Here is a 22066-nt window from a genome sequence, read left to right on the forward strand (position 1 = left end):
GCCACACGCCCACGCGTTCTCGACGTTCGCTGAGGCACTGAACGCGTCGCACGCCGCTGACATCCTCACAACGCGGGCACTGGCTGATCTGGGTCGGTCGGCGCTGCGTGAGGCGCGCCGTGATGGGGTGCGTGGGATGGCATCGGACATGGAACTGCGGTCGGTCGCGGCCGAGGCAGCAGGGTTGGCGCGGCGCAGCGACCGCCGACTGCAGGCGGATATCGATCACGCGTTGACGATCGTGGATGACTACCCCGCCGTGTTCGCGGCGTGGGAGTCGCGCCGGATCACCCGCGACCACGTCGACGTCGTCGTGAAAACCGGCGCCGGCGTGCCCGCCGAAGTGCGCGCGGAGTTCGAGGTCGCGGCGATCGCGGTATGCGAGCGCGACATCGCCACCCGAGTCCGAGAGCCGTTGCGGGCTTTGACGGAGAAGCTGCATGAGCGGTCGTTCACACAGCGGCACCGAGAAGCTGCCGCGGGACGGTGCGTGCGGATGCTGCACGGTCCCGACGGGATGTCGGATGTGATCGCGACCGTCCCCACGGTGATCGCGGTGGGGATGCTCGACCGACTCACGCAGATGGGCCAGGCGGTCAAGGACGCACGAGTGCCAGCCGGGGCGGGTGGCGTGGTGGGCGACGGTGCGGGCGCTGCTGGCGCGGGTGGCGCGGATGCTGCGGGCGCGGGTGGCGCGGATGCTGCGGGCGCTGCCGAGGCACCCGACGTGCGGACGATGGATCAGCTGCGCGCCGACATCCTCAGCGACCTCGTGCTCGGCGGGGCGCCGGTCGTGGACCCCACGTACGGGACTGATCGGGCCGGCGGGCTCGGCGCGATCCGCGGACGCGTGCAAGTCGCCGTCACCGCCGAGACACTGATGGGCAAAGACGAGCACCCCGCCGAGGCGGTGGGGGCCGCGCTGATCGACGCCGACACGGCGCGGCAGCTCGCCGGACAGGTGTCCGAGTGGGACCGGCTCTTCATCGACCCCGTCACCCGCACCCCCGTCGAGATCGACACATACCGGCCCACCGCGTCGATGAAGAAACTCCTCACCGCCCGAGACCAGCACTGCCGATTCCCCGGATGCCGGCGTGCCGCGATCCGCTGCGAACTCGACCACACCATCGACTACGCCACAGGCGGCCACACCCACATCTTCAACCTCGCCCACCTCTGCCAACGACACCACTCCATGAAACAGTTCACCAAATGGGAAGTCCGGCAGGCCGGCGGCGGAGTCCTCGAATGGACCTCACCCCTGGGCAGGATCTACCGCGAAGACGTCCCGATACCCGCGGTGTGCTTCACCATCGACACCGCGAACCCACCACCACCGGGCGCGGGAACGGGCGGGCCGCCCGACGCCCCGCCACCCTTCTGACATCCCCGTACTGGTGTGCCACGATGCTCAGTACCCGGCGAAGGCATCCGTCGTCAGCGAGCGCGCCTTACTCAGTGCCGGGGCGAGATCGGCGATGAGCCGCGGCGGTCCCGAGATGAACGCATGACGCTCGGCGAGGTCGGGCACGAGCCCGGCCAGAGCAGCCGCAGTCAGGCGCTCTCCTCCCGCCCACGTCCAGTGCGGCGGCAGATCCCGCGGCTCATCGCGCGTCACGACCATCACCGGGATGCGCGCGGCGACGATGTCCTCCCGGAACGCCAGCTCCTCGGCCCCCGACGCCGCATAGACCATCACGACATCCCGCTGTTCTCCGGCCAGGCGCATCTCGCGCAACTGCGACACGAACGGCGTCACGCCGATTCCGGCCGCCACCAGCAGCACCTTCGCGTCCGTGCGCGCCGGCAGCACGAAATCACCCCAAACCCCCGTGACGGGAAGGTCACGGCCCGGCTCGATGCCGGCGAGCGCCTGCTTGTAGCTCGACTGCGAGCCCTCACGAATCGCGATCCGCACCTTTGGCAACTCCGCGGGAGCCGACACGATCGAGAACTCGCGCCGTGTCCCCCGCGCATCCGGTCGACGGTGCGGCACCTCGAGCTCCAGATACTGTCCCGGACGGAAACGGAAGCCGCGGTCCGCGCGGAACGTCAGCTCGCGAACCGACGGGGTCAGCGCCTGCCGCTCGACGAACGTCAACCGCACGGCTGCGCGGTAAGCGAAGACGAAGGCCAGCAGATTGCCGATCAGCAGCGCGCGCTCCTGGCCGAGGCTGACCTCGCCGATGAGGATCGGCCAGCCCGCGAGCACCCCGACGACCGCGGCAACGGCGTACTGCTGGCGACGACGCGGCGGGAGGGTCAACGGCTCCGACAGCATGAACGCGCCCAGGAACAGGAACGGCGACGACCACAGCACCTGGCCGATCACCGTAGCGTCGACGGGGATCGACACCTGCGCGTACTGCACCACGGTGCGCACCAGCGCGACGACGACCGCCACGGCGAGGAAGACGGCGACGACCCGCACCTTCTCGGTGCGCACCAGCACCAGCCCGCCGAGCACGATCACCGGCACCGCGAGCACGGGCGAACCGACCCACCACGCCGACGCCCCCAGGTCGGGGAACGGGATGCTCAGCAGCGTCAGCGCCGTCGCGCCCGCCGCCGCCGGGTTGAAGATGTGGCGGCCGCGCCACGCGAGCACATACTTCGACGCGGAAGCGACGGCGCCCGCGACGGCCAGCCCCAGCAGTCCGATCGGCTCGAGCGTCGGACGCAGGACGAACAGGAGGATCAGCGCGGTGATCACGGCCGACTCGATGCGCCACGTCCGACCGAGGGCACGCTGCGCGACGGCATCCACCGCGATGATCGCCGCGGCCAGCACCATCAGTGAGACGGGCAGAGCGAGGGGGTCGCCCCCGATCTGCCCCACGAGCGTCAGCACGAACGCGATCAGGGCGAGCGCTGAGAGCGCCACGAGGACCAGCCGGTACATCGAGACCCGCCCGAGGGCGCCGACCGTCCGGTTCCGAAGTGCGGTGAGGGATGTCATACGAACAGCTCCGCTTCGCAGTGAGGTGACCATTCGACGGAACCGTCGGTGCGCATCCGCACCCACGACGCCCCGCGGGCATCCGCGAACCGCGGCCCGCCGTCGAAAAAGAGGGCGGTGGCGACGGCATCCGCCGTCATCGCGTCGGCTGCGACCGCCCAGGTCGCCGCGTACTCCCGCACGGGCTGGCCGGTACGCGCATCCAGCACATGATGGAGCCCATCACCCCACACGCGCCGGTTCGTCGCCGACGCGCACAGCGCCCCGCTATCGAGGGTCCAGACGCCGACGGCGCGAGACGGATCGTACGGATGCTCGAGAGCGATGCGCTGCTGCACCCCGTCCAGTGCGAGGTCGCCGCTCGCATCGACGACGAGCCACCCGGTCACCCGCTGCCGCAGCGCGCCCATGACCAGGTCCACGAGCCGCCCTTTGCCCACGGCCCCGACATCGATCGTCGCGGCCGAGCGCAGGGTCAGTCGGTTCTCCGACAGCTCGAGGATCTCGCGCCAATCCGCGGGCGTCACCGCCGCTCCGCGATCACGCATCGTGTACGACGCGTCGTAGCCGCGCCGCGCGAGCGCGTCGCCGACGAGCGGGTTGACCGAGCCGCCCGTAGCCTCGGCGAGCTCGTCGTAGAGCGCCAGCATCGCCGCGGCGTCGGGAAGCGCGGCGGCCGTCCCGCCTGCCGCGATCCGACTGACGGTCGAGTCCGGGCGGAACCGCGACCAGTCTTGGTCGAACGCCTCGACGACCTCCGACACCGCCGCGCGCTCGGGTTCCCGCAGCGGCGCCTCGCTGTCGATGCGCCACGACGTCCCGATGGCGTCGAAGTGCCACCGGCCGGGGGCGACAGCCGCGGAGGTCATGCCGCCGCGTCGGTACGGATCTCCTCGACGGCGGCGTTGAAGCCGCCGCTCGTGAGCGACGAGCCCGCGACGCGGTCGACCTCGACGTCGTCGAGGCTCTTGCCGACCACGGCCTCCTCGATCCCGCCGATGAACTGCGACTGGTACTGCTTGCTCTCGCGGCGCGTGGGCTCACCGGTCACCTCGACCGCGGTCACCGTGTCGGCTGCGAGGGTGAGCGTCACGGTGATCGTCTCGGGCCCCTCCGGCGTCTGGTAGGTGCCCTCTGCGGTGTACGACCCGTCGGCGTACGCGCCGCCGCCGGTCGACTCGGTCGAGGACGCGCCGCCCGAGGACGGCGTCGTCGGGTCGGACGCGGGCTGCTCGGCCTCGGCCTGACCGGAGCACCCGGCCAGCAGAGCGAGTCCGGCGACGGATGCCGCAGCGGCGGTCACGCGAAGAGAACGGGGTACGGCAGTGGTGCGGATCATGGCGGGTCCTCCTGTGTCGTGCCCCTCCGGGGGGAGATGGGCTGGTTTCACGGTAGCGGCCGGGCGTTATGGCTCTCCCCTGTGCTTCCTATGCGTTTGCATCGAGTCGGTCGGATGACCGGCGCAGTGCCTTCAACCCCTCCACCGCCAGGAAGATCGCGACCGCGAAGCCGATCGGAAGCAGCCACGCCTGAAGGGCGAGGGGACGCGACTCGAACAGCGCATTCATGAACGGAACGTACGTGTAGATCAGCTGCAGCGCGAGCAGCGCCCCGGCCGACCACCAGATGACGCGGTTGCCGCGCAGGACATCGAGGGTGAGGCTCGAACGCGTGAGGAACCGGCAGTTCAGCAGGAACGCCAACTGCCCGAGCGCGAGCACCGCCACCGCGACGGTACGCGAGCCGTCGAGGTCGGTACCGGCCCCTCGCGCGATCGCGAAGGCGGCGAGCGTCGCGCCGCCGATCAGCACCGAGACGATCAGCACGAACCCGAGCTCCCGCATCGAGATGATGGATCCGCCGCTCGATCTCGGCGCTCGCGACATGATGCCGGGCTCGGCCGGCTCGTAGGCCAGCGCGAGCGACAGCGTGACGGCCGTCACCATGTTCACCCACAGCACCTGCACCGGCGAGAGAGGCAGCGCGAGACCGAAGACCACCGCGACGAGGATCACGAGCGATTGAGCACCGTTGGTCGGCAGGAGGAAGACGACCGACTTGCGCAGGTTGTCGTAGATTCGGCGCCCCTCATGGATGGCCGAGCGGATCGTCGCGAAGTTGTCGTCGGCGAGCACGATCTCGGCCGCCTCTTTCGTCGCCTCGGTGCCCTTGATGCCCATCGCGACGCCCACGTCGGCGCGTGTGAGGGCGGGCGCGTCGTTCACGCCGTCACCGGTCATTGCGACGACTTCACCGTGCGACTGCAGGGCGCGGACGATGCGGATCTTGTGCTCGGGACTCGTCCGCGCGTAGACGTCGACGTCGCGGACGACCTCCTTCAGCTTCTCCTGGCTGAGCGCCTCGAGCTCCGCTCCCGTGAGCACGCGAGGCGCGTCGTCGGAGACGAGTCCCATCTCACGGCTGATCGCCACGGCGGTGCCGGCATGGTCGCCGGTGATCATCTTCACCCGGATGCCGGCGCGGTGGCAGTCGGCGATCGCCTCGATCGCCTCGGGCCGCGGCGGGTCGAGGATGCCCCAGAGCCCGAGGAACTCGAGATCGTCGACATCATCGATCTCGATGGCATCGAGACGCGATGGCTTGCGAGCCGCGGCGAGCACGCGAAGACCGGCACCGCTCAGCTCCGCGACGGCTGCCTCCCAGAAGTCGCGGTCGAGATCGTTCGAGCCCTGCGCGCCGCGCTGACGCGACGAGCGGTCGAGCAGGCGGTCGGGCGCGCCCTTCACGAGCAGCGCGCGGGAGCCGTCGGCACCCTCGTTCAGAGTCGCCATGAACTTGTTCTCGGAGTCGAACGGGAGGACATCGACGCGCTCTATGCCGTGCGCCTCGCCGTCGTGTCCGCCCTTCATCGCCACGACTCGCAGTGCTCCCTCGGTCGGTTCCCCGACGAGCTTCCAGCCATCCTCGCCGGGCACGACGTGCGCGTCGTTGCACAGGTCGGCGACGGCGAGCAGAGCCGCCAGGTCTCCCCCGGCCGAGCCGTCGCCGTGCGCCCGCTCGATCTCGCCCTCCGGCTGATAGCCGAGCCCAGAGACGTCGTAGCTGGCCAGCGGGGTGATCATCCGCCGCACGGTCATCTCATTCTTCGTCAGCGTCCCCGTCTTGTCCGAGCACACCGTCGTCACCGACCCCAGGGTCTCGACGGCGGGCAGCTTGCGCGTGATCGCGCGGCGCCGCGCCATCTGCTGGACGCCGATCGCCAGCGTGATCGTCACGAGGGCGGGAAGCCCCTCGGGGATCGCTGCGACCGCGAAGCCGATCGTGGCCGAGACGAGCTCGCCGAACGGCATCCCGTGTACGAAGCGCCCGATGAGCATCATCGCGGCGGCCATGCCGAGGATGACGAGCGTGAGCACCTTGCCAAACGCGTCGAGCTGCTTCGTGAGGGGCGTCGTCAGAGCGCCCGCGCCGCCGACGAGCTGCTGGATCTTGCCGATCTCGGTGCGGGCTCCGGTCCCGGTGACGATGCCGCGCCCCTGACCGGCCGATACGATCGTGCCCGAGAACGCCATCGACGCGCGATCCCCCACTCCGGCATCGGGGTCGACCGGGTCCGTCCGCTTGGACGAGGGCACCGACTCGCCCGTCAGCGCCGCCTCATCGATGCGCAGCTGACTCGCCTGGATGAGACGGACATCGGCGGGCACCTTGTCCCCCGGCGAGAGGCGCACCACGTCGCCGGGCACGAGCTCCGCCGCGGGGATGCTCCGCCACGCGCCGTCCCGGCGGACGCTGGCATCCGATGACAGCATCCCTCGGATCCCCGCCAGAGCCTTCTCGGCCCGTCCCTCCTGGGCGAACCCGATCACCGCGTTGATGATCGCGACAGCGAGGATGACCCACACGTCGAGCCAGTCGGCCATGACCGCTTTGATCGCGGCGGCGCCCAGCAGGATGTAGATCAGCGTGTCGTTGAAGTGCGACAGGAATCGGAGCCAAGCCGGCGTCCGCTTCGCCTCGGGCAGGACGTTGGGCCCCACCGCCTCGAGGCGACGCGCCGCCTCGTCGGAGGCGAGACCGTCGGGGTCGGTGTCGAGAGCCGATGCGACCTCGGCCGCGGGGCGAGCGTAGGGGCGAGGCGACTCGAGGTCCGCCGCGGAGACAGGGGCAGCCATGCCGCGATCCTACGACGTACGGCGCAGCGCGACACGGGAGCCCGCCGGAGAATACGCGGCGCACGGATCGTGCCAGGATCGTGCCGGGGTCGTGCGGCCTCGGCGTGCGAGCAGCGCTCAGGCGGCGCCGTCGAACATGCTCGTGACCGAGCCGTCCTCGAAGACTTCCTTGATCGCGCGCGCCAGGAGCGGCGCGATCGGCAGGATCGTGAGCCCCGGGAAGCGCTTGTCGTCGCCGAGCGGGATCGTGTCGGTGACCACGACCTCGTCGATGGCCGCGTCCTGCAGGCGCTCGACGGCCGGGTGGCTGAAGACCGCGTGGGTGGCGGCGACGATGACCCGCTCCGCGCCGCTGTTCTTCAGGGCCTGAGCTGCCTTGACGATCGTCCCGCCGGTGTCGATCATGTCGTCGACGAGGAGACAGACCCGGCCGCGCACGTCGCCGACGATCTCGTTGACCGTCACCTGGTTGGCGACGTTGGGGTCGCGGCGCTTGTGGATGATCGCGAGCGGGGCGCCGAGGCTGTCGGACCAGGTGTCGGCGACCCGCACCCGTCCGGTGTCGGGCGAGACGACCGTGAGCTTCTCGCGGTCTTCGGGGCTGAGGGTGCGCTCGAAGTGCTCGAGCAGCACCGGCTTGGCGAACAGGTGGTCGACGGGTCCGTCGAAGAAGCCCTGGATCTGCGCCGCGTGCAGGTCGACGCTCATCACCCGGTCGGCGCCCGCCGTCCTGAACAGATCGGCGACGAGACGGGCGCTGATCGGCTCGCGTCCACGGCCCTTCTTGTCCTGCCGCGAGTACGGGTAGTAGGGCGCGACGACGGTGATGCGCTTGGCGGATGCGCGCTTGGCGGCATCCAGCATGATCAGCGTCTCCATGAGCCACTCGTTGACCGGAGGGCCGAACGACTGCACGAGGAAGAAGTCGCAACCGCGGATCGACACCTCGAAGCGGGTGAGGATCTCACCCGAGGCGAACGTGCGGTGCTCGGTGGGGACCAGCTCGGTGCCGAGAGCGCTCGCGACATCCTTCGAGAGGGCGGTGTGGGAGCGGCCGGATGCCACGACGAGGCGCTTCTTGGTCTTGGCGACCAGTCCCGGGGCGATGCCTCGCGCGACGTCGAGGTCAACCGTGTTCTTCTTGCGAGCCATCGTCCGCTTCCTGTGAAGACCGCACGCGCGCCGCTGCTGCGGCGGCGCCAGTACCGGGTCTGTTCTTCTCGACCCACCCCTCGACGTTTCGTTGGGGGGCGACGCTGAGCGCGAGAGCACCGGCCGGCACGTCCTTGCGGATGACCGCTCCGGCACCCGTCTTCGCGCCCTCACCGATCTTAACGGGCGCGACGAACACGTTGTGCGAGCCGGCGTGGACCTCGTCGCCGATGACGGTGCGGTGCTTCGCGAGGTCGTCGTAGTTCGCGGTGATCGCGCCCGCGCCGAGATTCACTCCGCGACCGATCTCGGCGTCGCCGACGTACGAGAGGTGCGGAACCTTGCTGCCGTCGCCGATGACGGCGTTCTTGGTCTCGACGAACGTGCCGATCTTGCCTCGCTCCCCGAGCCGAGTGCCGGGTCGCACGTACGAGAACGGCCCCACGGTGGCGCCCGCTCCGAAGACGGCGAGGGTCGCGTCGCTGCGGGTGATGGTCGCTCCGGGCCCCACCTCGCAGTCGGTCAGCGTCGTGTCGGGGCCGATCGTGGCGCCCTCGGCGATCGCGGTGGTGCGGAGGATGTGGGTGTTGGGCAGCACCGTGACATCCGGGGCGAGGGTCGCCGTGACATCGATCCACGTCGTGGCGGGATCCTGCACCGTCACGCCCTCGAGCTGCCACCGGCGCACCGTGCGGGCGTTGAGCAGTCGCCCGGCCTCCGCCAGCTGCACGCGGTCGTTGACGCCGACGATGAGCGTCGCGTCGGCGACGGGCTGCGCAGCGACGGCGAGGGCGTCGGCCCGCAGCATCCCGATCACGTCGGTGAGGTACTTCTCGGCCTGGACATTGGCCGTGCTGATGCGACCGAGCCGGTCGCGCAGCGGCGCCGCCTGGAACGCGTAGACGCCGGCGTTGACCTCGTCGACCGCGCGCTCGGAATCCGTCGCGTCCTTGTGCTCGACGACGCGGTCGACGCCCCCGGCGGTGTCGCGGATGACGCGGCCGTAGCCGGTCGGGTCGTCGAGTCGGGCGCTCAGCATCGTCGCGGCCGCACCCGAAGCGCGGTGGGTCCGGAGCAGATCGCCGAGGGTCACATGATCGAGGAGCGGCACGTCGGCGCTCAGAACGAGCACGTCACCGTCGAAGCCCGTCAGCTGCTCGAGGGCGACCTCGACGGCGCGGCCGGTTCCGGGGACCTCGTCCTGGTCGACGACGACGACCTCGGGCGAGACGCCGAGCACGGCGTCGGCGACGCGGTCGCGCTCGTGGCGCACCACGACCAGGACGTGCGCCGGCGCGAGATCGCGGGCCGTGTCGAGAACGTGACCGACGAGGGGACGGCCGCCGATGCGGTGCAGCACCTTCGGCAGGGACGACTTCATCCGCGTGCCCTGACCCGCGGCGAGGATGACGACGGCGAGGCCGGAGTCGAGTGATGTGTCGCTCATGCTCCGCCGCCAGGACTCGAACCTGGACCTAACAGCTCCAAAGGCTGTCGTGCTGCCATTACACCACGGCGGAACGCCGCACGAAGGTGCGGCCCGTCAAGTCTGCCAGAGCGCACGGGCCACGTCTGCGCGGTGCCGTGTCGGGCCTCCGCGGGGCGGGAGCGATAATGGTGCCATGGCGCACGAGAGCGACGAGGTGGATCGCATCGTCGGCGCGTGGTCGCTGCAGCGACCCGATCTCGACTTCTCGCCGCTCGAAGTGCTCTCGCGTGTCGACCGCTTGTCGCGTCATCTCGACCGGGCTCGACGCGAGGCATTCCGCCGCAGCGACCTCGAGCCGTGGGAATGGGACGTCCTCTCGGCGCTCCGTCGCGCCGGCGAGCCGTACCAGCTGAGCCCCAAGCAGCTCCTGCAACAGACCCTCGTCTCCAGCGGCACGATGACCAACCGCATCGACCGGCTCGTCGCGCGCCGGCTCGTGCGGCGCGAGTCCGACCCCGGTGACGGCCGCAGCATCCTGGTGACCCTCACCGACGACGGACGCGTGCGCGTCGACGCCGCCATCACGCGACTCGTCGACGCGGAGGCCGTGCTTCTCGGGGGGCTGTCCAAGGGCGACCGCGACCGCCTCGCGTCGCTTCTGCGCAAACTCTCGTTGGGGTTCGACGGATCCCTCGCTCCCGCGACGGGCTGACCCGCCGACCACGCCCCGCAGCTCGTGCGGAGCAGGGGTGGCCTAGCCTGGAGGCAATATGGCGCATCTTCTGGGAGCCGAGGGCCTTCGCCTCGAGTATCCGACCAAAGTGGTGTTCGACGGGGTATCCCTCGGTGTCGACGAGGGCGACCGCATCGGCATCGTGGGTCGCAACGGCGACGGCAAATCGAGCCTCATGCGGATGCTGGCGGGCCTCGTCGAGCCCGACTCGGGCCGGGTCACCGTTCGCGGCGGCATCCGGGTCGGCGTGCTCTCGCAGGCTGACGACCTCGACGACGACCTGCGCATCCGCGACGCCGTCGTCGGCGACCTCGCCGATCACGAGTGGGCGGGAGATGCCCGTGTTCGCGACGTCATCGCCGGACTCCTCGGCGACCTCGACTGGGAGGGCCCCATCCGCGGCCTCTCCGGCGGTCAGCGGCGTCGCGTCTCACTCGCGGCCCTCCTCGCCGGCGACCACGATGTGCTCTTCCTCGACGAGCCGACGAACCACCTCGACGTCGAGGGCATCTCCTGGCTTGCGGAGCACCTCAAGCGCCGCTGGTCGGCGGGGTCGGGCGCGCTGCTGGTCGTGACGCACGACCGGTGGTTCCTCGACGAGATCTGCACGGCCACGTGGGAAGTGCACGACCGGATCGTCGAGCCGTTCGAGGGCGGCTACGCCGCCTACATCCTCCAGCGCGTCGAGCGCGACCGGCAGTCCGCCGCGATCGAGGCCCGGCGGCAGAACCTCGCCCGCAAGGAGCTCGCCTGGCTCCGCCGCGGCGCCCCCGCCCGCACCGCGAAGCCGAAGTTCCGCATCGACGCAGCCAACGAGCTGATCGCCGATGTCCCCGAGATCCGGGACCCGGTGGCGCTGCAGTCGCTCGCGGTTTCGCGGCTCGGCAAGGATGTCGTCGACGTGCTCGACGCCGGAGTCGCATACGGCGACCGCGTGGTGCTGGAGAAGGTCGAGTGGCGCATCGCGCCGGGTGAACGCACCGGCATCCTCGGCGTCAACGGTGCGGGGAAGTCGACGCTGCTCGGACTGGTGTCCGGCACGATCGCGCCGACGTCGGGACGCGTGAAGCACGGCAAGACCGTCAAGGTCGCGACGCTCTCGCAGCGTATGGGCGAACTCGACGAGCACCTCGACCAGCCGGTCCGCGTCGTGATCTCGAGCCTGCGCACCAGCTACACGATCGGAGCGGGCTCGAAGGCGCAGGAACTGACCCCGGGTCAGCTCCTCGAACGGATGGGCTTCACCTCCGCGCAGCTGTCTACTCCCGTGAAGGACCTCTCCGGAGGGCAGAAGCGGCGCCTGCAACTGCTGCTCATCCTGCTCGATCAGCCGAACGTGCTGATCCTCGACGAGCCCACCAACGACCTCGACACCGACATGCTCGCCGCCATCGAGGACCTGCTCGACTCCTGGGCGGGAACCCTCATCGTCGTCTCGCACGATCGCTACTTCCTCGAGCGCGTCACCGACCAGCAGTACGCCATCCTCGGCGGACGCCTTCGGCACCTGCCGGGCGGCGTCGACGAATACCTGCGACTGCGGCGTGAGCAGCCGGCACGCACCGGCTCGAGCGCCACGGCATCCGCGGCGGGCGGCGGCACGAAGGCGGCGAGTCCTCCGGCGGGCTCCGTCGAGCCCGTCCTGAGCGGCGCCGAACGGCGCGCCGCCCAGAAGGAGGTCTCGGCGATCGACCGACGGCTCGAGAAGCTCCAGAAGGAGATCGCCGGGATGGATGCGCAGCTCGCCGAGGCCCACGACGACTACGACCGACTGCTCACCCTCCAGCGCCGCCGCGACGAGCTCGTCGCCGAGACCACGGCCCTCGAGGAGCGTTGGCTCGAGCTCGGCGAGGCGCTCGACTGACCGCCGTCGCCCGCGTCATCTCGCCGAGAGCGCACGTACGCGCCGAGACCGTGGCGTGATGCCTCGGTCTCGGTGCGTACGTGATGTCTCGCGGTTCGAGGACGGGGTCAGACGAGACCGTTCTCCTCGAGCCACTGCTGGGCGATCTCGGCCGGCTCGAGCTTGTCGACGGTGCTCTGGACGTTGAGGGCGACCAGGGCTTCGGGAGTGAGCTTGGCGCTGACCGCGTTGATGGTCTCCTCCACCTCGCCCGCGAGGTCCTTGTTCACGACGGGGACGACGTTCGAGGCGAGGAACAGGCCCTCGGGGTCTTCGAGCACGACGAGGTCGTCGGTCTGGATGCGCGGGTCGGCGGTGAAGACGTTCGCGACGTTCACGGTGCCGGCGACGAGATCGTCGACCGTCGTCTCGCCGGTGGCCTGGAAGCCCACCTCGATGCCGTAGGTGTCGGCGAGGCCCGTCGGGCCGTACGGCCGCTGCTCGAGCTCGGCGGGACCGCCGAGGGTGAGCGGTTCGGTGACGCTCGCGAGGTCGGCGATCGTGGTGAGGTTCCACTGCTCGGCGAACGCGGCGGTGACCGTGTACGAGTCCTGGTCGCTCGCGGTCGCCTGGTCGAGCACCGTCAGGTTCTCGGGCAGGGCATCGCCGAGGGCCGCGTAGACGTCCTCGGACGTGCGGGCGGTGGTGCTCTCGTCGAAGTACTGCAGCAGGTTGCCGGTGTACTCGGGGAAGAGCGTGAGGGCCCCGCTCTCGAGCTCGGGCAGGTACGCCTCGCGCTGGCCGGTCGTGAACTGACGGTCGACGGTCTTGCCGGCGCCCTCGAGAGCCTGCGCGTAGATCTCCGCGATGATCTCGTTCGAGTAGTAGTCCTGCGAGCCGATGACGATGGTGCCGTCGGCGGGGGCTGCCGACTCGCCGCCGCCCTCCGAGAGCGGGTCGGAGCTGGCGCATCCGGCGAACAGGGTGGTGGCGGCGATCACGCCGACACCGGCCGTCAGCAGACGGCGGGTGGTGAAGCGGGACATGGGTTTCCTCTTTCTGATGGTGCGAAGGGTCTGAGCTGTGGGTCTGTGCTGCGGGTGGGACGGTCGGTCAGGCTGTGGCCGCCAGCGGACGGCGGCGCCGCTGCGGCGCGGCCTCGGCGGCGCGGATGCCGCGGGGCACGCTGAGCCGCTGCAGGAGGGCGAACACGGCGTCGAGGATCAGGGCGAGCAGCGCGAGCACGAGGGCGGCGCCGAGCACCTGATCGATCGCGCGCAGATCGATGCCCTGGATGATGCGGAAGCCGAGACCCCCGAGATCGGTGTAGCCCGCGATCGTCACGGTCGCGACGACCTGGAGCACCGCCGAGCGCAATCCGCCGATCAGCAGCGGCAATCCCAGCGGAACCTCGACACGCCAGAGGATCTGCCACTCCGTCATCCCGACCGCGCGCGCAGCGTCGATGGTGCGGCGGTCGATCGCCTGCAGGCCGCTGTATGCGCCCGCGAGCAGTGCCGGGATCGCCAGGACGACGAACGTGACGAAGGCCGCCTCGGTCTTCTGCGTGACACCGAGCAGGAGGATCAGCAGGATGAGCAGGCCGAAGGACGGGATGGCGCGGGCCGCGCCCGACACCGCGACAGCGAACTCGCGGCCCTTGCCGGTGTGCCCGATCGCCCACCCGATCGGCACGGCGATCAGCGCGGCGATGAGCACGGAGACGAACGTGTAGAACAGCTGCTGTCCGATGAGGAAGGGCACCGAGTTGCTGCCGGTGTACTGCGCCGGATCGAGCAGCCACGCCAGCGCGTCGACGAAGACGTTCATGCCGTCGCCTCCACTCGGCGGCGCGCGCGGCGTCGTCGGCGGCGCGAGCCGGTGTGGGCCCACGGCATCACGAGGCGCCCGATGAGGACCAGGAGCGCGTCGATGACCAGCGCGATCACGGCGACGGCCACGATGCCGGCGAACACCTCCTCGAGGAGCCGGCGCTGGATGCCGTTGGTGAACAGGTAGCCGAGGTTCGTCACCCCCACGAGGATGCCGACGGTCGCGAGCGAGACGGTCGAGACGGCCATGACGCGCAGACCCGCCAGCACGACCGGTCCCGACAGGGGCAGGTCGACCGCCCAGAACCGCCGGAACCCGCCGTAGCCCATCGCGGTCGCCGCCTGCCGGACGCCGGGGTCGACGGAGTCGAAGCCGTCGGCGACCGAACGCGTCTGAATCGCGATCGCGTAGATCGTCAACCCGACGATGAGGTTCGTCTCGGTGCGGATGCCGTAGCCGAGGGCGCTCGGGAGCAGCACCAGCAGAGCGAGCGAAGGGATCGTGTAGAGCAGACCCGTCAGGGTGATGACCCAGCCGCGCAGCAGTCGGTAGCGCCAGGCCACCCACCCGAGCGGAACGGACAGCACGAGACCGAGGACGATCGCGATGACGCTCTGACGGACGTGGTCCAGCGAGAGCGAAAAGATGAGGTCGAGGTTCGACCAGATCCACGACACGTCAGACGCCGCCTTCGCCCCGGTGCTGGGCGCCGCTCGCACCGCTCGCATCGCCCTCCACCAGCGTGCCCTGCGTACGCCCCTCCGAGTCGACTAGTACCGCGCCGCGGGCCGTCCGCTCCACGCGCAGCGCGCGCTTGCCGCGGTCGACGCCGATGAAGCTCGCGACGAACTCGTCGGCGGGGTCGCGGATGATCTCGCTGGGAGAGCCGACCTGCAGCTTCTTCGCACCGGCCGCGAGGATCACGACCTGGTCGCCGAGGAGGAAGGCCTCGTCGATGTCGTGCGTGACGAAGACGACGGTCTTGCCGAGCTCGCGCTGCAGGCGCAGCAGCTCCTGCTGCAGCTCGTCGCGGACGATCGGGTCGACGGCGCCGAACGGCTCGTCCATGAGGAGGATGTTCGGGTCGGCCGCGAGCCCGCGGGCGACACCGACGCGCTGCTGCTGACCGCCCGAGAGCTGACTCGGGTAGCGGTCGGCCATGCGGGTGTCGAGGCCGACCGTCTCCATCAGCTCGAGCGCCCGTCGCCGAGCATCGCGCCGACTCGTGCCCGTGAGCACCGGCACGGTGGCGATGTTGTCCGCGACGGTGAAGTGCGGCAGCAGTCCGGAGTTCTGCATGACGTACCCGATACGGCGGCGGAGCTGCACCGGCGAACCGTCGGCCACGCTCTCGCCGTCGATCTCGATCGTGCCGGAGCTCGGCTCGACCATGCGATTGATCATGCGCAGGAGCGTGGTCTTGCCGCATCCGGACGATCCGACGAAGACGGTCGTCTGATGCGACGGGATGACGAGCGAGAAGTCCTGGACCGCGCGGGTGCCGTCCGGGAACTCCTTGACGACGTCGCGGAACTCGATCACCCTCTCAGCTCTCGATCACGACCGAGCGGTCGAACGCGACGTAGCCCGAGAAGTCGGTGCCCACGCGCTCGATCGCCGTCGGATAGGGGGTCGGGTACGACCAGGCCTTGTCCGACGAGCCGGCGACGTCGAAGTACTGCGCGTCACCCTTCCACGGGCACCGATACGCGGTGTCGCTCTCGGTCAGGACACCGGGAGCGATGCTCCGCGGCGGGAAGTACCAGTTGCCCTCGATCCGAACGAGATCGCTCTCCTCGGCTTCGGCGATGATCGTGTCGCCCAGTCGTGCACGCATGGCGCCGCCCTCCGTTGTGGACTATCACGCTAGCGTTCGGAGCCGACACCGGGGCCGTGTTGCGTCATGTCGCGAAATGGACTAAAACCGCGCATCCCGACCCGATCGCACGCTCAGTACCAGAGGCCGAGCCGCGGGACGGTCGTCGAGGCGAACATCCGCGAGCAGGCGGCGGGGTCCGTGGCGGTGAGGCGGCCGGCGCGCGCCAGAGTCTCGGGAGACACCCCGCCGAGATAGATCGCGGCGAGCTCCACGACGGAGAGCTCGAGCAGGGCGGCATCCTCGTCGGCACGCGACGCGCTCGACACGGTCGGCGATCCGCTCTCGTCCACGGTGAGCAGATACTCCCCCGCGGCGAGATCGAGCGGATCGCTGACCCGCAGCAGCACGCGCCCCGCGGCGCCGTACGTGCGCGCACCGAGCGCCGCCGGCACGTCGAGGATCCGCAGGTACTGGTGGTCCACGACCGAGACCGCAGCGGCGCGGCGGTCGCCGATCATCCAGAGAACCGGCTCGTCGACCGAGCGGAGCTCGGCGTGGACGTGGGCCACGAGGTCGAGCTCGAGCAGGAAGCGCCACAGTGCGGCGTAGGCGTCGTCGGTCTCGGCCACGAGGAACGTCACCTTCGCCGTGCCCTTCACGATGTCGCGCTCGTGGCTCGCGAGCGTGTAGGTGAGGATGCCGCGGACCTCCCCCGCCGCGTCGCGGTACTGGACGCAGCGGATGTCTCCCCCGTCCTTCGCATCCGGATCCGTGCCGGTGAACCGGTTGCCGTGCCCCGGAGGCAGCGCGATGTCGCCGGGGGTGCGCCGACGCGTGCGCTCGTGGAGCATCGCGACGGCATCGCGTGCGGCCTCCCGCTCGACGAAGTCGAGTCGCCCGTCCGGGGTCGGCCCCGTCCAGTGGACGCGACGCGTGTCGATGTCGAGCGTGGCCGCCGAAGCCGCGGAAGCGAAGCCGTAGCGCCCGTACAGCGTCGACTCGGTCACGGTGAGCATCGCCAGGGGCAGGCCCGCGGCCGCCATCGTGCGCACCTCGCCCTCGAGCAGGGCCCGCGCGATTCCGCGACGCCGGTGGGTCTGCGCGACGGTCACGGCGCTGATGGCACCGGCGGGGACCGTCCCGCCGGGCACCGTGAGCTCGGAAGGCCACGAAGCGATCGTGCCGACGGCGACACCGGGCATCGGTCCGGTGTCATCGAACACGCCGGTCAGCCGGCGCGCGGAGTTGCGACCGCGCGCGGCGCCGACCTGCTCGGCCGATCGCTCGCCGTCTTGGAAGCCACGTGAGACCGCCTGGATCCACCCGTCGAACGCCGGCTCTGCGGCCGGCACCGTGCGGTAGTCGAGTCCGCGCTGCTCGAGCGTCCGGCGGGAGCGCTCGTCGACGGGGCGGAGAAGCAGCGAGTTCTGTGTATCGGTCATCGGGTCATCACTTTCGCGCCCGTCACCGGGCCGGAGACGTGGCGGGCGCGGTGGCCCGACGCGGACAGGACATGTTCGATCGCGCGAGCGGCATCGGTGTCAGCAGCCAGGAAGGCGACCGTCGGGCCCGATCCGGAGACCAGACCCGCGAGCGCCCCGAGCTCGGTCGCACGGTCGAGGAGGTCGCGGAGGTCCGGACGGAGCGCGCACGCGGCCTCCTGGAGGTCGTTGCGCAGCGCGCCCGCGAGCAGGTCGGGCGACCCCGACCTCAGCGCCTGCAGCACGACGGGATCGACCTCCGGCGCGACCGGCTCGGGGGCGATGTCGGGACGCCGCTGCGCGCGCAGCCGATCGAGCTCGCCGTACACCTCGGGTGTCGCGAGCCCGCCGTCGTCGGGCACGACGACCCAGTCGAAGCGCGCGCGCCCGAGCGCAGGGCTCAGCCGGTCGCCTCGCCCGGTGCCGACCGCGCTGCCGCCCATCAGCGAGAACGGGACGTCGGCTCCGAGGCGCGTCGCCATCTCCTGCAGCGCAGGTGATGTCAGGCCCGCCCCCCACAGCGCGTCGCACGCGACGAGCGCGGCGGCGGCATCCGCCGATCCCCCGCCCATGCCGCCGGCGACCGGCACGGCCTTGCGGATGTCGAGGTGCACGCCGCCGAGGTATCCGACTTCGCGCGCGACCAGACGGGCCGCTCGCAGTGCGAGGTTGCGGTCGTCGACCGGCACGCCGGCGACCGGCCGGCCCGCCTCGTCGACGACGCGAACGCTGAAGTCGTCGGCCGGTGTCGCGACGAGGTCCTCGTAGAGCGAGACTGCCTGGTAGACCGACGCGACATCGTGATACCCGTCGTCCTGCTCGGCTCCGACCTCGAGGAAGAGGTTGATCTTGCCGGGGGCCCGCACCCGCACGCGGTCCGGGACGGCGGTGAGGCTCATGCGCCGTCCGGCCCGTCCCAGATCTGACCGATGCGGGCGGCGATGTCGTCGATGCGCCGAAGCTCCTCGTCGCTCAGGTCGGGCCCGTCCAGGGCGGCGAGGTTCTCGTCGAGCTGAGCGGTGCGCGAGGCGCCGATGAGCGCGGATGCGACCACCGGGTCGCGCAGCGTCCACCGGATCGCGAGCTGCGCGAGGGTCTGGCCGCGCTCGCGAGCGAGATCGCCGAGCTCGCGAAGGCCCGCGAGCGCCGATTCGGACAGCCGGCCGTCCTCGGGCAGCGAGAAGCGCTGCATCGAGCGGTCGGACGTGCCGTCGTCGAGGTAGCGTCCCGTGAGCAGGCCCTGCTGCAGCGGCATGAAGCCGATGGCGCCCATGCCGTCGGTGCGGAGCTGGTCGGTGAGGCCGTCCTCGATCCATCGGTTGAGGATCGAGTACGACGGCTGGTGGATGACCAGCGGCGTGCCGAGCTCGCGGGCGACCGCGGCGGCCCGTGCGGAGTTCTCCGCGGAGTACGACGAGATGCCGACGTAGAGGGCCTTGCCCTGGCGGACGAGCGTGTCGAGTGCGCCGACGGTCTCTTCGACGGGGGTCGTGTCGTCCTCGCGGTGGGAGTAGAAGATGTCGACGTAGTCGAGGCTCATCCGGGTGAGCGACTGCTCGGCGCTCGCGATGAGGTATTTGCGCGACCCGTGGTTGCCGTAGGGGCCGTCCCACATGTCGTAACCGGCCTTCGACGAGATGATCAGCTCGTCGCGGTAACGAGCGAAGTCCTGGCGCATCATCCGGCCGAAGTTCGTCTCGGCCGAACCGTAGGGCGGCCCGTAGTTGTTCGCGAGGTCGAAGTGGGTGATGCCGCGATCGAAGGCGTGGCGCAGCACCTCGCGCTGGCGGTCGAAGGGGATGTTGTCGCCGAAGTTCCACCAGAGCCCGAGCGAGATGGGCGGCAGGAAGAGGCCGGACGAGCCGACCTGCCGGTATCCGGTGCTCTCGTAGCGGTCGGGCGCGGCGGCATAGGGACGGTGGAGGTCTCCGCCGCGCGAAGCGGGGAAGCGGGGCGAGGCGGTCACGGTCCGAGCCTATCGACAGCCCGCGACCGGCGCGCGGGAAGAACCTGGCCCGGCACGCGTTGTACCTCGAGAGACGGATGACGCCTCGCGGTGACCCATGTCCGCACTCGGAGCAGAGTCGCTCGACGTGCGGGGAAACACCGATGTAACGGAGAATGTCTAGTCTGCATACTGAAGCACCCATTTCCCAAGGAGGAAACCCTGGCCCTTTCTGCTCTGCCCCGCCGCGAGAACCCCTGGATCGATCTGCCCGCACGACGCGACGACGTCGTCTTCGACGAGGGCGTTCTGCGCCTCGTCCATGACGACACGACACCCGACGCCGCGCGCACCGCCGACCTTCTGCTGATCGCCGATGCGTTCGACGAAGCCGGTGTGCGCACGCTGCTCATCCGGCACGATCTCCATACGCCCGCACTCGCGATCGATCTCGCGGATGCCGAGCGAGCGGCGGTGGCGCTGCGCGCCCTCGGTCAGCGCGAGCCGCTGTACCTCAAGGCGAAGGGTGCGGCTCCCGTCTTCGCCGTCGACGCGGTCATCCCCGATTCCGTGCCGCACGCGGTGCGGGCGTACCGGCCGCGGGTCAGCGCCGCCGGTGGGCGCCGCTACGACCACGAATACGGCGTTCGGGTCGAGTTCTGGCGCTTCGGCGAGACCTCCGTCGAAGCACCGCAGGCCAACGCGCTCATGCGGCGCATCACCCCGTCGCAGGACGTGACGATCGTCACTGCGGCGCGCTACGGACGCGAATGGCGCACCGTGGCGGGCATGCTCGATTCGCACCCCCGCGAGGTCACCCACGACATCGACATGGTGTTCTCGTGGGTCGACGGCTCCACAAGCGAGTTCCAGCGGCAGCGCGCCGCGCAGCTGTCGGAGTACGTCGTCGGCGAGGGCGACGACGGCCCGGCCCGCTACCGTCACGTCGACGAGCTGCGGTACGCGCTGCGGAGCGTTCACATGTACGCGCCCTGGGTTCGTCGCATCTTCATCGCCACCGACTCCCCCGCCCCGGCCTGGCTCGCCGACCACCCGAAGGTGACGATCGTCCGCAGCGAGGAGTTCTTCGCCGACCCCACGACGCTCCCGACGCACAACTCCCACGCCGTCGAGTCTCAGCTGCACCGCATCGAGGGGCTCGCCGAGCACTTCCTCTACTCCAACGACGACATGTTCTTCGGCCGTCCGGTGCACCCCGAGCTCTTCTTCTCGCCCGGGGGCATCTCATCGTTCGTCGAGTGCGACGTGCGCATCGGCGCGGGCGATCCCCGTCTCGATCGCTCGGGACACGACAACGGCCTGCGCGTGAACCGGGCGCTCCTCGAGGAGCGGTTCGGACGCGTCATCGTGCGCGACCTCGAGCACTGCGCCGCGCCGCTTCGTCGCAGCGTGATGCGGGAGCTCGAAGAGACCTTCCCCGACGACTTCCGCCGCACGGCGGCATCCCGGTTCCGCGCTGCCACCGACATCTCGGTGACGAACTCGCTGTACCACTACTACGCGATGTTCACCGGTCGTGCGCTTCCCACGGCGGTGCCGCGCACCCGCTATGTCCAGACGACGCTGGCCCGCTCGCTCGCGGGCATGGAGCGTCTCGCCAAGCGCCGCGACATCGACATGTTCTGCCTGAACGACGGCGGCGAGACCGAGGTACCGGAGGAGATCCGGGTGGCGTCTCTGCGCGACGTCCTCGAGCGGATGTTCCCCATCCGCGCGCCGTGGGAGATCCCGGCCGTCAGCGAAGGACGGGCACGGGGCGCGTCGGCGGCGCGCTCCGGCGCGAAGCGCTGACCGGCGCGATGCCAGCCTCGGCGAGCCGGCGCTGGGCCTCGCCCGCGTCGGTGTACTCGAGGGTGGACGTGACATCGAGCGGCACGACCGAGTGGACGATCGTGTCGTCGTAGACGTGCACGAAGTTGAACGACTGCGCGCCGTCCTGCGGCCGTGTGCCGCCGACGGGCACGGTGAGGTCCTGCGCGTAGCACGTCGACGAGGCCACCGAGACGGGGATGCCGGCGAAGGTCGCGAAGGTCGAATAGTGCAGGTGCCCCGCGATGATGGCGCGGACGTCAGAACCGGCGAGAACGGCGGCCAGCGCTCGCTGATCGCGAAGCTCGACGCTCGCGGCCAGCGGCAGCACGCTGGGGACGGGCGGGTGGTGCATCGCGAGGATCGACCCGAGCGGCGCGGGGGTCGACAGGACCTCCCGCAGCCAGGCGAGCTGCTCCGGGCGCACCTCGCCGTGGTGGGCGCCGGGCACGCTCGTGTCGAGCGTGATGAGTCGCAGACCGTCGATCTCGTCGACCCGGTCGGCGGTCTGCGCCGTACCCGGCTCACGCCACAGGGTCTCGCGGAAGCCCGCGCGGTCGTCGTGATTGCCCATGACCCAGAACACGCGCGTGTCGAGGCGCTCGGCGAACGGCTCGACGAGATCGCGCAGCTCGGCGTAGGCACCGCGCTCCCCGAGGTCGACGAGATCGCCGGTGAAGACGATTCCGTCGGGGCGGAGGGCCGCCGCCTCGATGGCGTCGAGGGCCCGACGCAAGTGTGCGGCCGCGTCGACGCGGTCGAAGAGCTGCGAGCCGGCCGCTCGCAGGTGGGTGTCGCTCAGGTGCAGCAGCACCCTCTCAGGTGCCGGGTACTCGGCGGTTCGCATCGTCTCTTCCAGGTCGGGTGATGCTCGCCGCGACGCTCGCGGCTCCCTGGAGATGT

20 protein-coding genes and 1 tRNA gene are annotated in these 22066 nt (G+C 70.5%); 4 read left to right on the plus strand and 17 right to left on the minus strand.

Annotated elements, in window-relative coordinates; genetic code table 11:
* Positions 1-136 precede the first annotated feature (136 nt).
* A complete protein-coding gene (locus ACPYN5_RS10380) occupies positions 137-1387 on the plus strand; it encodes an HNH endonuclease signature motif containing protein (protein WP_424448899.1) in 1251 nt (416 codons plus the stop codon).
* Between the two features lie 27 nt (positions 1388-1414).
* On the opposite strand, the gene ACPYN5_RS10385 is transcribed toward ACPYN5_RS10380, so the two are convergent.
* The 7 genes from ACPYN5_RS10385 to ACPYN5_RS10415 all read right to left on the minus strand — a co-directional run bounded on the left by ACPYN5_RS10385 (position 1415) and on the right by ACPYN5_RS10415 (position 9770).
* Positions 1415-2962, minus strand: a complete 1548-nt coding sequence (locus ACPYN5_RS10385; protein ID WP_424448900.1) for an FAD-dependent oxidoreductase — start codon at positions 2960-2962, stop codon at positions 1415-1417.
* A complete protein-coding gene (locus ACPYN5_RS10390; RefSeq protein ID WP_424448901.1) occupies positions 2959-3831 on the minus strand; it encodes an FAD:protein FMN transferase in 873 nt (290 codons plus the stop codon). Before ACPYN5_RS10390 ends, ACPYN5_RS10385 begins: the two co-directional genes overlap by 4 nt.
* Positions 3828-4301 (minus strand): FMN-binding protein, encoded by a 474-nt coding sequence (locus ACPYN5_RS10395; protein ID WP_424448902.1) that lies wholly within the window; start codon positions 4299-4301, stop codon positions 3828-3830. Before ACPYN5_RS10395 ends, ACPYN5_RS10390 begins: the two co-directional genes overlap by 4 nt.
* 88 nt (positions 4302-4389) lie before the next feature.
* Positions 4390-7098 (minus strand): cation-transporting P-type ATPase, encoded by a 2709-nt coding sequence (locus ACPYN5_RS10400; RefSeq protein ID WP_424448903.1) that lies wholly within the window; start codon positions 7096-7098, stop codon positions 4390-4392.
* A gap of 117 nt (positions 7099-7215) precedes the next feature.
* Positions 7216-8250 (minus strand): ribose-phosphate diphosphokinase, encoded by a 1035-nt coding sequence (locus ACPYN5_RS10405; RefSeq protein WP_424448904.1) that lies wholly within the window; start codon positions 8248-8250, stop codon positions 7216-7218.
* Positions 8225-9697, minus strand: a complete 1473-nt coding sequence (gene glmU, locus ACPYN5_RS10410; protein WP_424448905.1) for a bifunctional UDP-N-acetylglucosamine diphosphorylase/glucosamine-1-phosphate N-acetyltransferase GlmU — start codon at positions 9695-9697, stop codon at positions 8225-8227. The genes ACPYN5_RS10405 and glmU overlap by 26 nt, the downstream gene beginning before the upstream one ends.
* A gap of 1 nt (position 9698) precedes the next feature.
* Positions 9699-9770, minus strand: a tRNA-Gln gene (locus tag ACPYN5_RS10415).
* 102 nt (positions 9771-9872) lie between these two features.
* Between ACPYN5_RS10415 and ACPYN5_RS10420 the strand changes: the two genes are divergently transcribed.
* The gene (locus ACPYN5_RS10420) at positions 9873-10391 is read left to right on the plus strand and encodes a MarR family winged helix-turn-helix transcriptional regulator (protein ID WP_424448906.1); all 519 of its coding nucleotides are present in this window, start codon (positions 9873-9875) and stop codon (positions 10389-10391) included.
* 58 nt (positions 10392-10449) lie between these two features.
* The gene (locus tag ACPYN5_RS10425) at positions 10450-12276 is read left to right on the plus strand and encodes an ABC-F family ATP-binding cassette domain-containing protein (RefSeq protein WP_424448907.1); all 1827 of its coding nucleotides are present in this window, start codon (positions 10450-10452) and stop codon (positions 12274-12276) included.
* Positions 12277-12383: 107 nt separating this feature from the next.
* Here ACPYN5_RS10425 and ACPYN5_RS10430 read toward each other — a convergent pair whose 3' ends face one another.
* The 9 genes from ACPYN5_RS10430 to ACPYN5_RS10470 all read right to left on the minus strand — a co-directional run bounded on the left by ACPYN5_RS10430 (position 12384) and on the right by ACPYN5_RS10470 (position 19762).
* Positions 12384-13301 (minus strand): ABC transporter substrate-binding protein, encoded by a 918-nt coding sequence (locus ACPYN5_RS10430; protein WP_424448908.1) that lies wholly within the window; start codon positions 13299-13301, stop codon positions 12384-12386.
* 67 nt (positions 13302-13368) lie between these two features.
* Positions 13369-14085 (minus strand): ABC transporter permease, encoded by a 717-nt coding sequence (locus ACPYN5_RS10435; RefSeq protein ID WP_424448909.1) that lies wholly within the window; start codon positions 14083-14085, stop codon positions 13369-13371.
* Positions 14082-14765 carry an ABC transporter permease gene (locus ACPYN5_RS10440; RefSeq protein ID WP_424448910.1) on the minus strand — a complete coding sequence of 228 codons (684 nt, stop codon included), beginning with the start codon at positions 14763-14765 and terminating at the stop codon, positions 14082-14084. Before ACPYN5_RS10440 ends, ACPYN5_RS10435 begins: the two co-directional genes overlap by 4 nt.
* Before the next feature lies 1 nt (position 14766).
* The gene (locus ACPYN5_RS10445; protein ID WP_424448911.1) at positions 14767-15630 is read right to left on the minus strand and encodes an ABC transporter ATP-binding protein; all 864 of its coding nucleotides are present in this window, start codon (positions 15628-15630) and stop codon (positions 14767-14769) included.
* A 4-nt stretch (positions 15631-15634) separates the two neighbouring features.
* Positions 15635-15925: a DUF427 domain-containing protein gene (locus tag ACPYN5_RS10450; protein ID WP_424448912.1), complete on the minus strand. Its 291-nt coding sequence runs from the start codon at positions 15923-15925 to the stop codon at positions 15635-15637.
* Between the two features lie 113 nt (positions 15926-16038).
* Positions 16039-17349, minus strand: coding sequence for a GNAT family N-acetyltransferase (locus tag ACPYN5_RS10455; protein WP_424448913.1), 1311 nt, complete (start codon positions 17347-17349; stop codon positions 16039-16041).
* Positions 17346-18287 (minus strand): 4-(cytidine 5'-diphospho)-2-C-methyl-D-erythritol kinase, encoded by a 942-nt coding sequence (locus ACPYN5_RS10460; protein ID WP_424448914.1) that lies wholly within the window; start codon positions 18285-18287, stop codon positions 17346-17348. The genes ACPYN5_RS10455 and ACPYN5_RS10460 overlap by 4 nt, the downstream gene beginning before the upstream one ends.
* Positions 18284-19354, minus strand: coding sequence for an aldo/keto reductase (locus ACPYN5_RS10465; protein WP_424448915.1), 1071 nt, complete (start codon positions 19352-19354; stop codon positions 18284-18286). Before ACPYN5_RS10465 ends, ACPYN5_RS10460 begins: the two co-directional genes overlap by 4 nt.
* A 159-nt stretch (positions 19355-19513) precedes the next feature.
* Positions 19514-19762, minus strand: a complete 249-nt coding sequence (locus ACPYN5_RS10470) for a hypothetical protein (protein ID WP_424448916.1) — start codon at positions 19760-19762, stop codon at positions 19514-19516.
* Here ACPYN5_RS10470 and ACPYN5_RS10475 point away from each other — a divergent pair.
* Positions 19730-21145 carry a stealth conserved region 3 domain-containing protein gene (locus ACPYN5_RS10475; protein ID WP_424448917.1) on the plus strand — a complete coding sequence of 472 codons (1416 nt, stop codon included), beginning with the start codon at positions 19730-19732 and terminating at the stop codon, positions 21143-21145. The two genes, ACPYN5_RS10470 and ACPYN5_RS10475, sit on opposite strands and share 33 nt — an antisense overlap.
* On the opposite strand, the gene ACPYN5_RS10480 is transcribed toward ACPYN5_RS10475, so the two are convergent.
* Positions 21090-22010, minus strand: a complete 921-nt coding sequence (locus ACPYN5_RS10480) for a phosphodiesterase (protein ID WP_424448918.1) — start codon at positions 22008-22010, stop codon at positions 21090-21092. The genes ACPYN5_RS10475 and ACPYN5_RS10480 overlap by 56 nt on opposite strands.
* Positions 22011-22066: the final 56 nt, after the last annotated feature.

The sequence above is a fragment of the Microbacterium arborescens genome (assembly GCF_049707515.1).
GTDB classification, from domain to species: Bacteria; Actinomycetota; Actinomycetes; order Actinomycetales; family Microbacteriaceae; genus Microbacterium; species Microbacterium arborescens_B.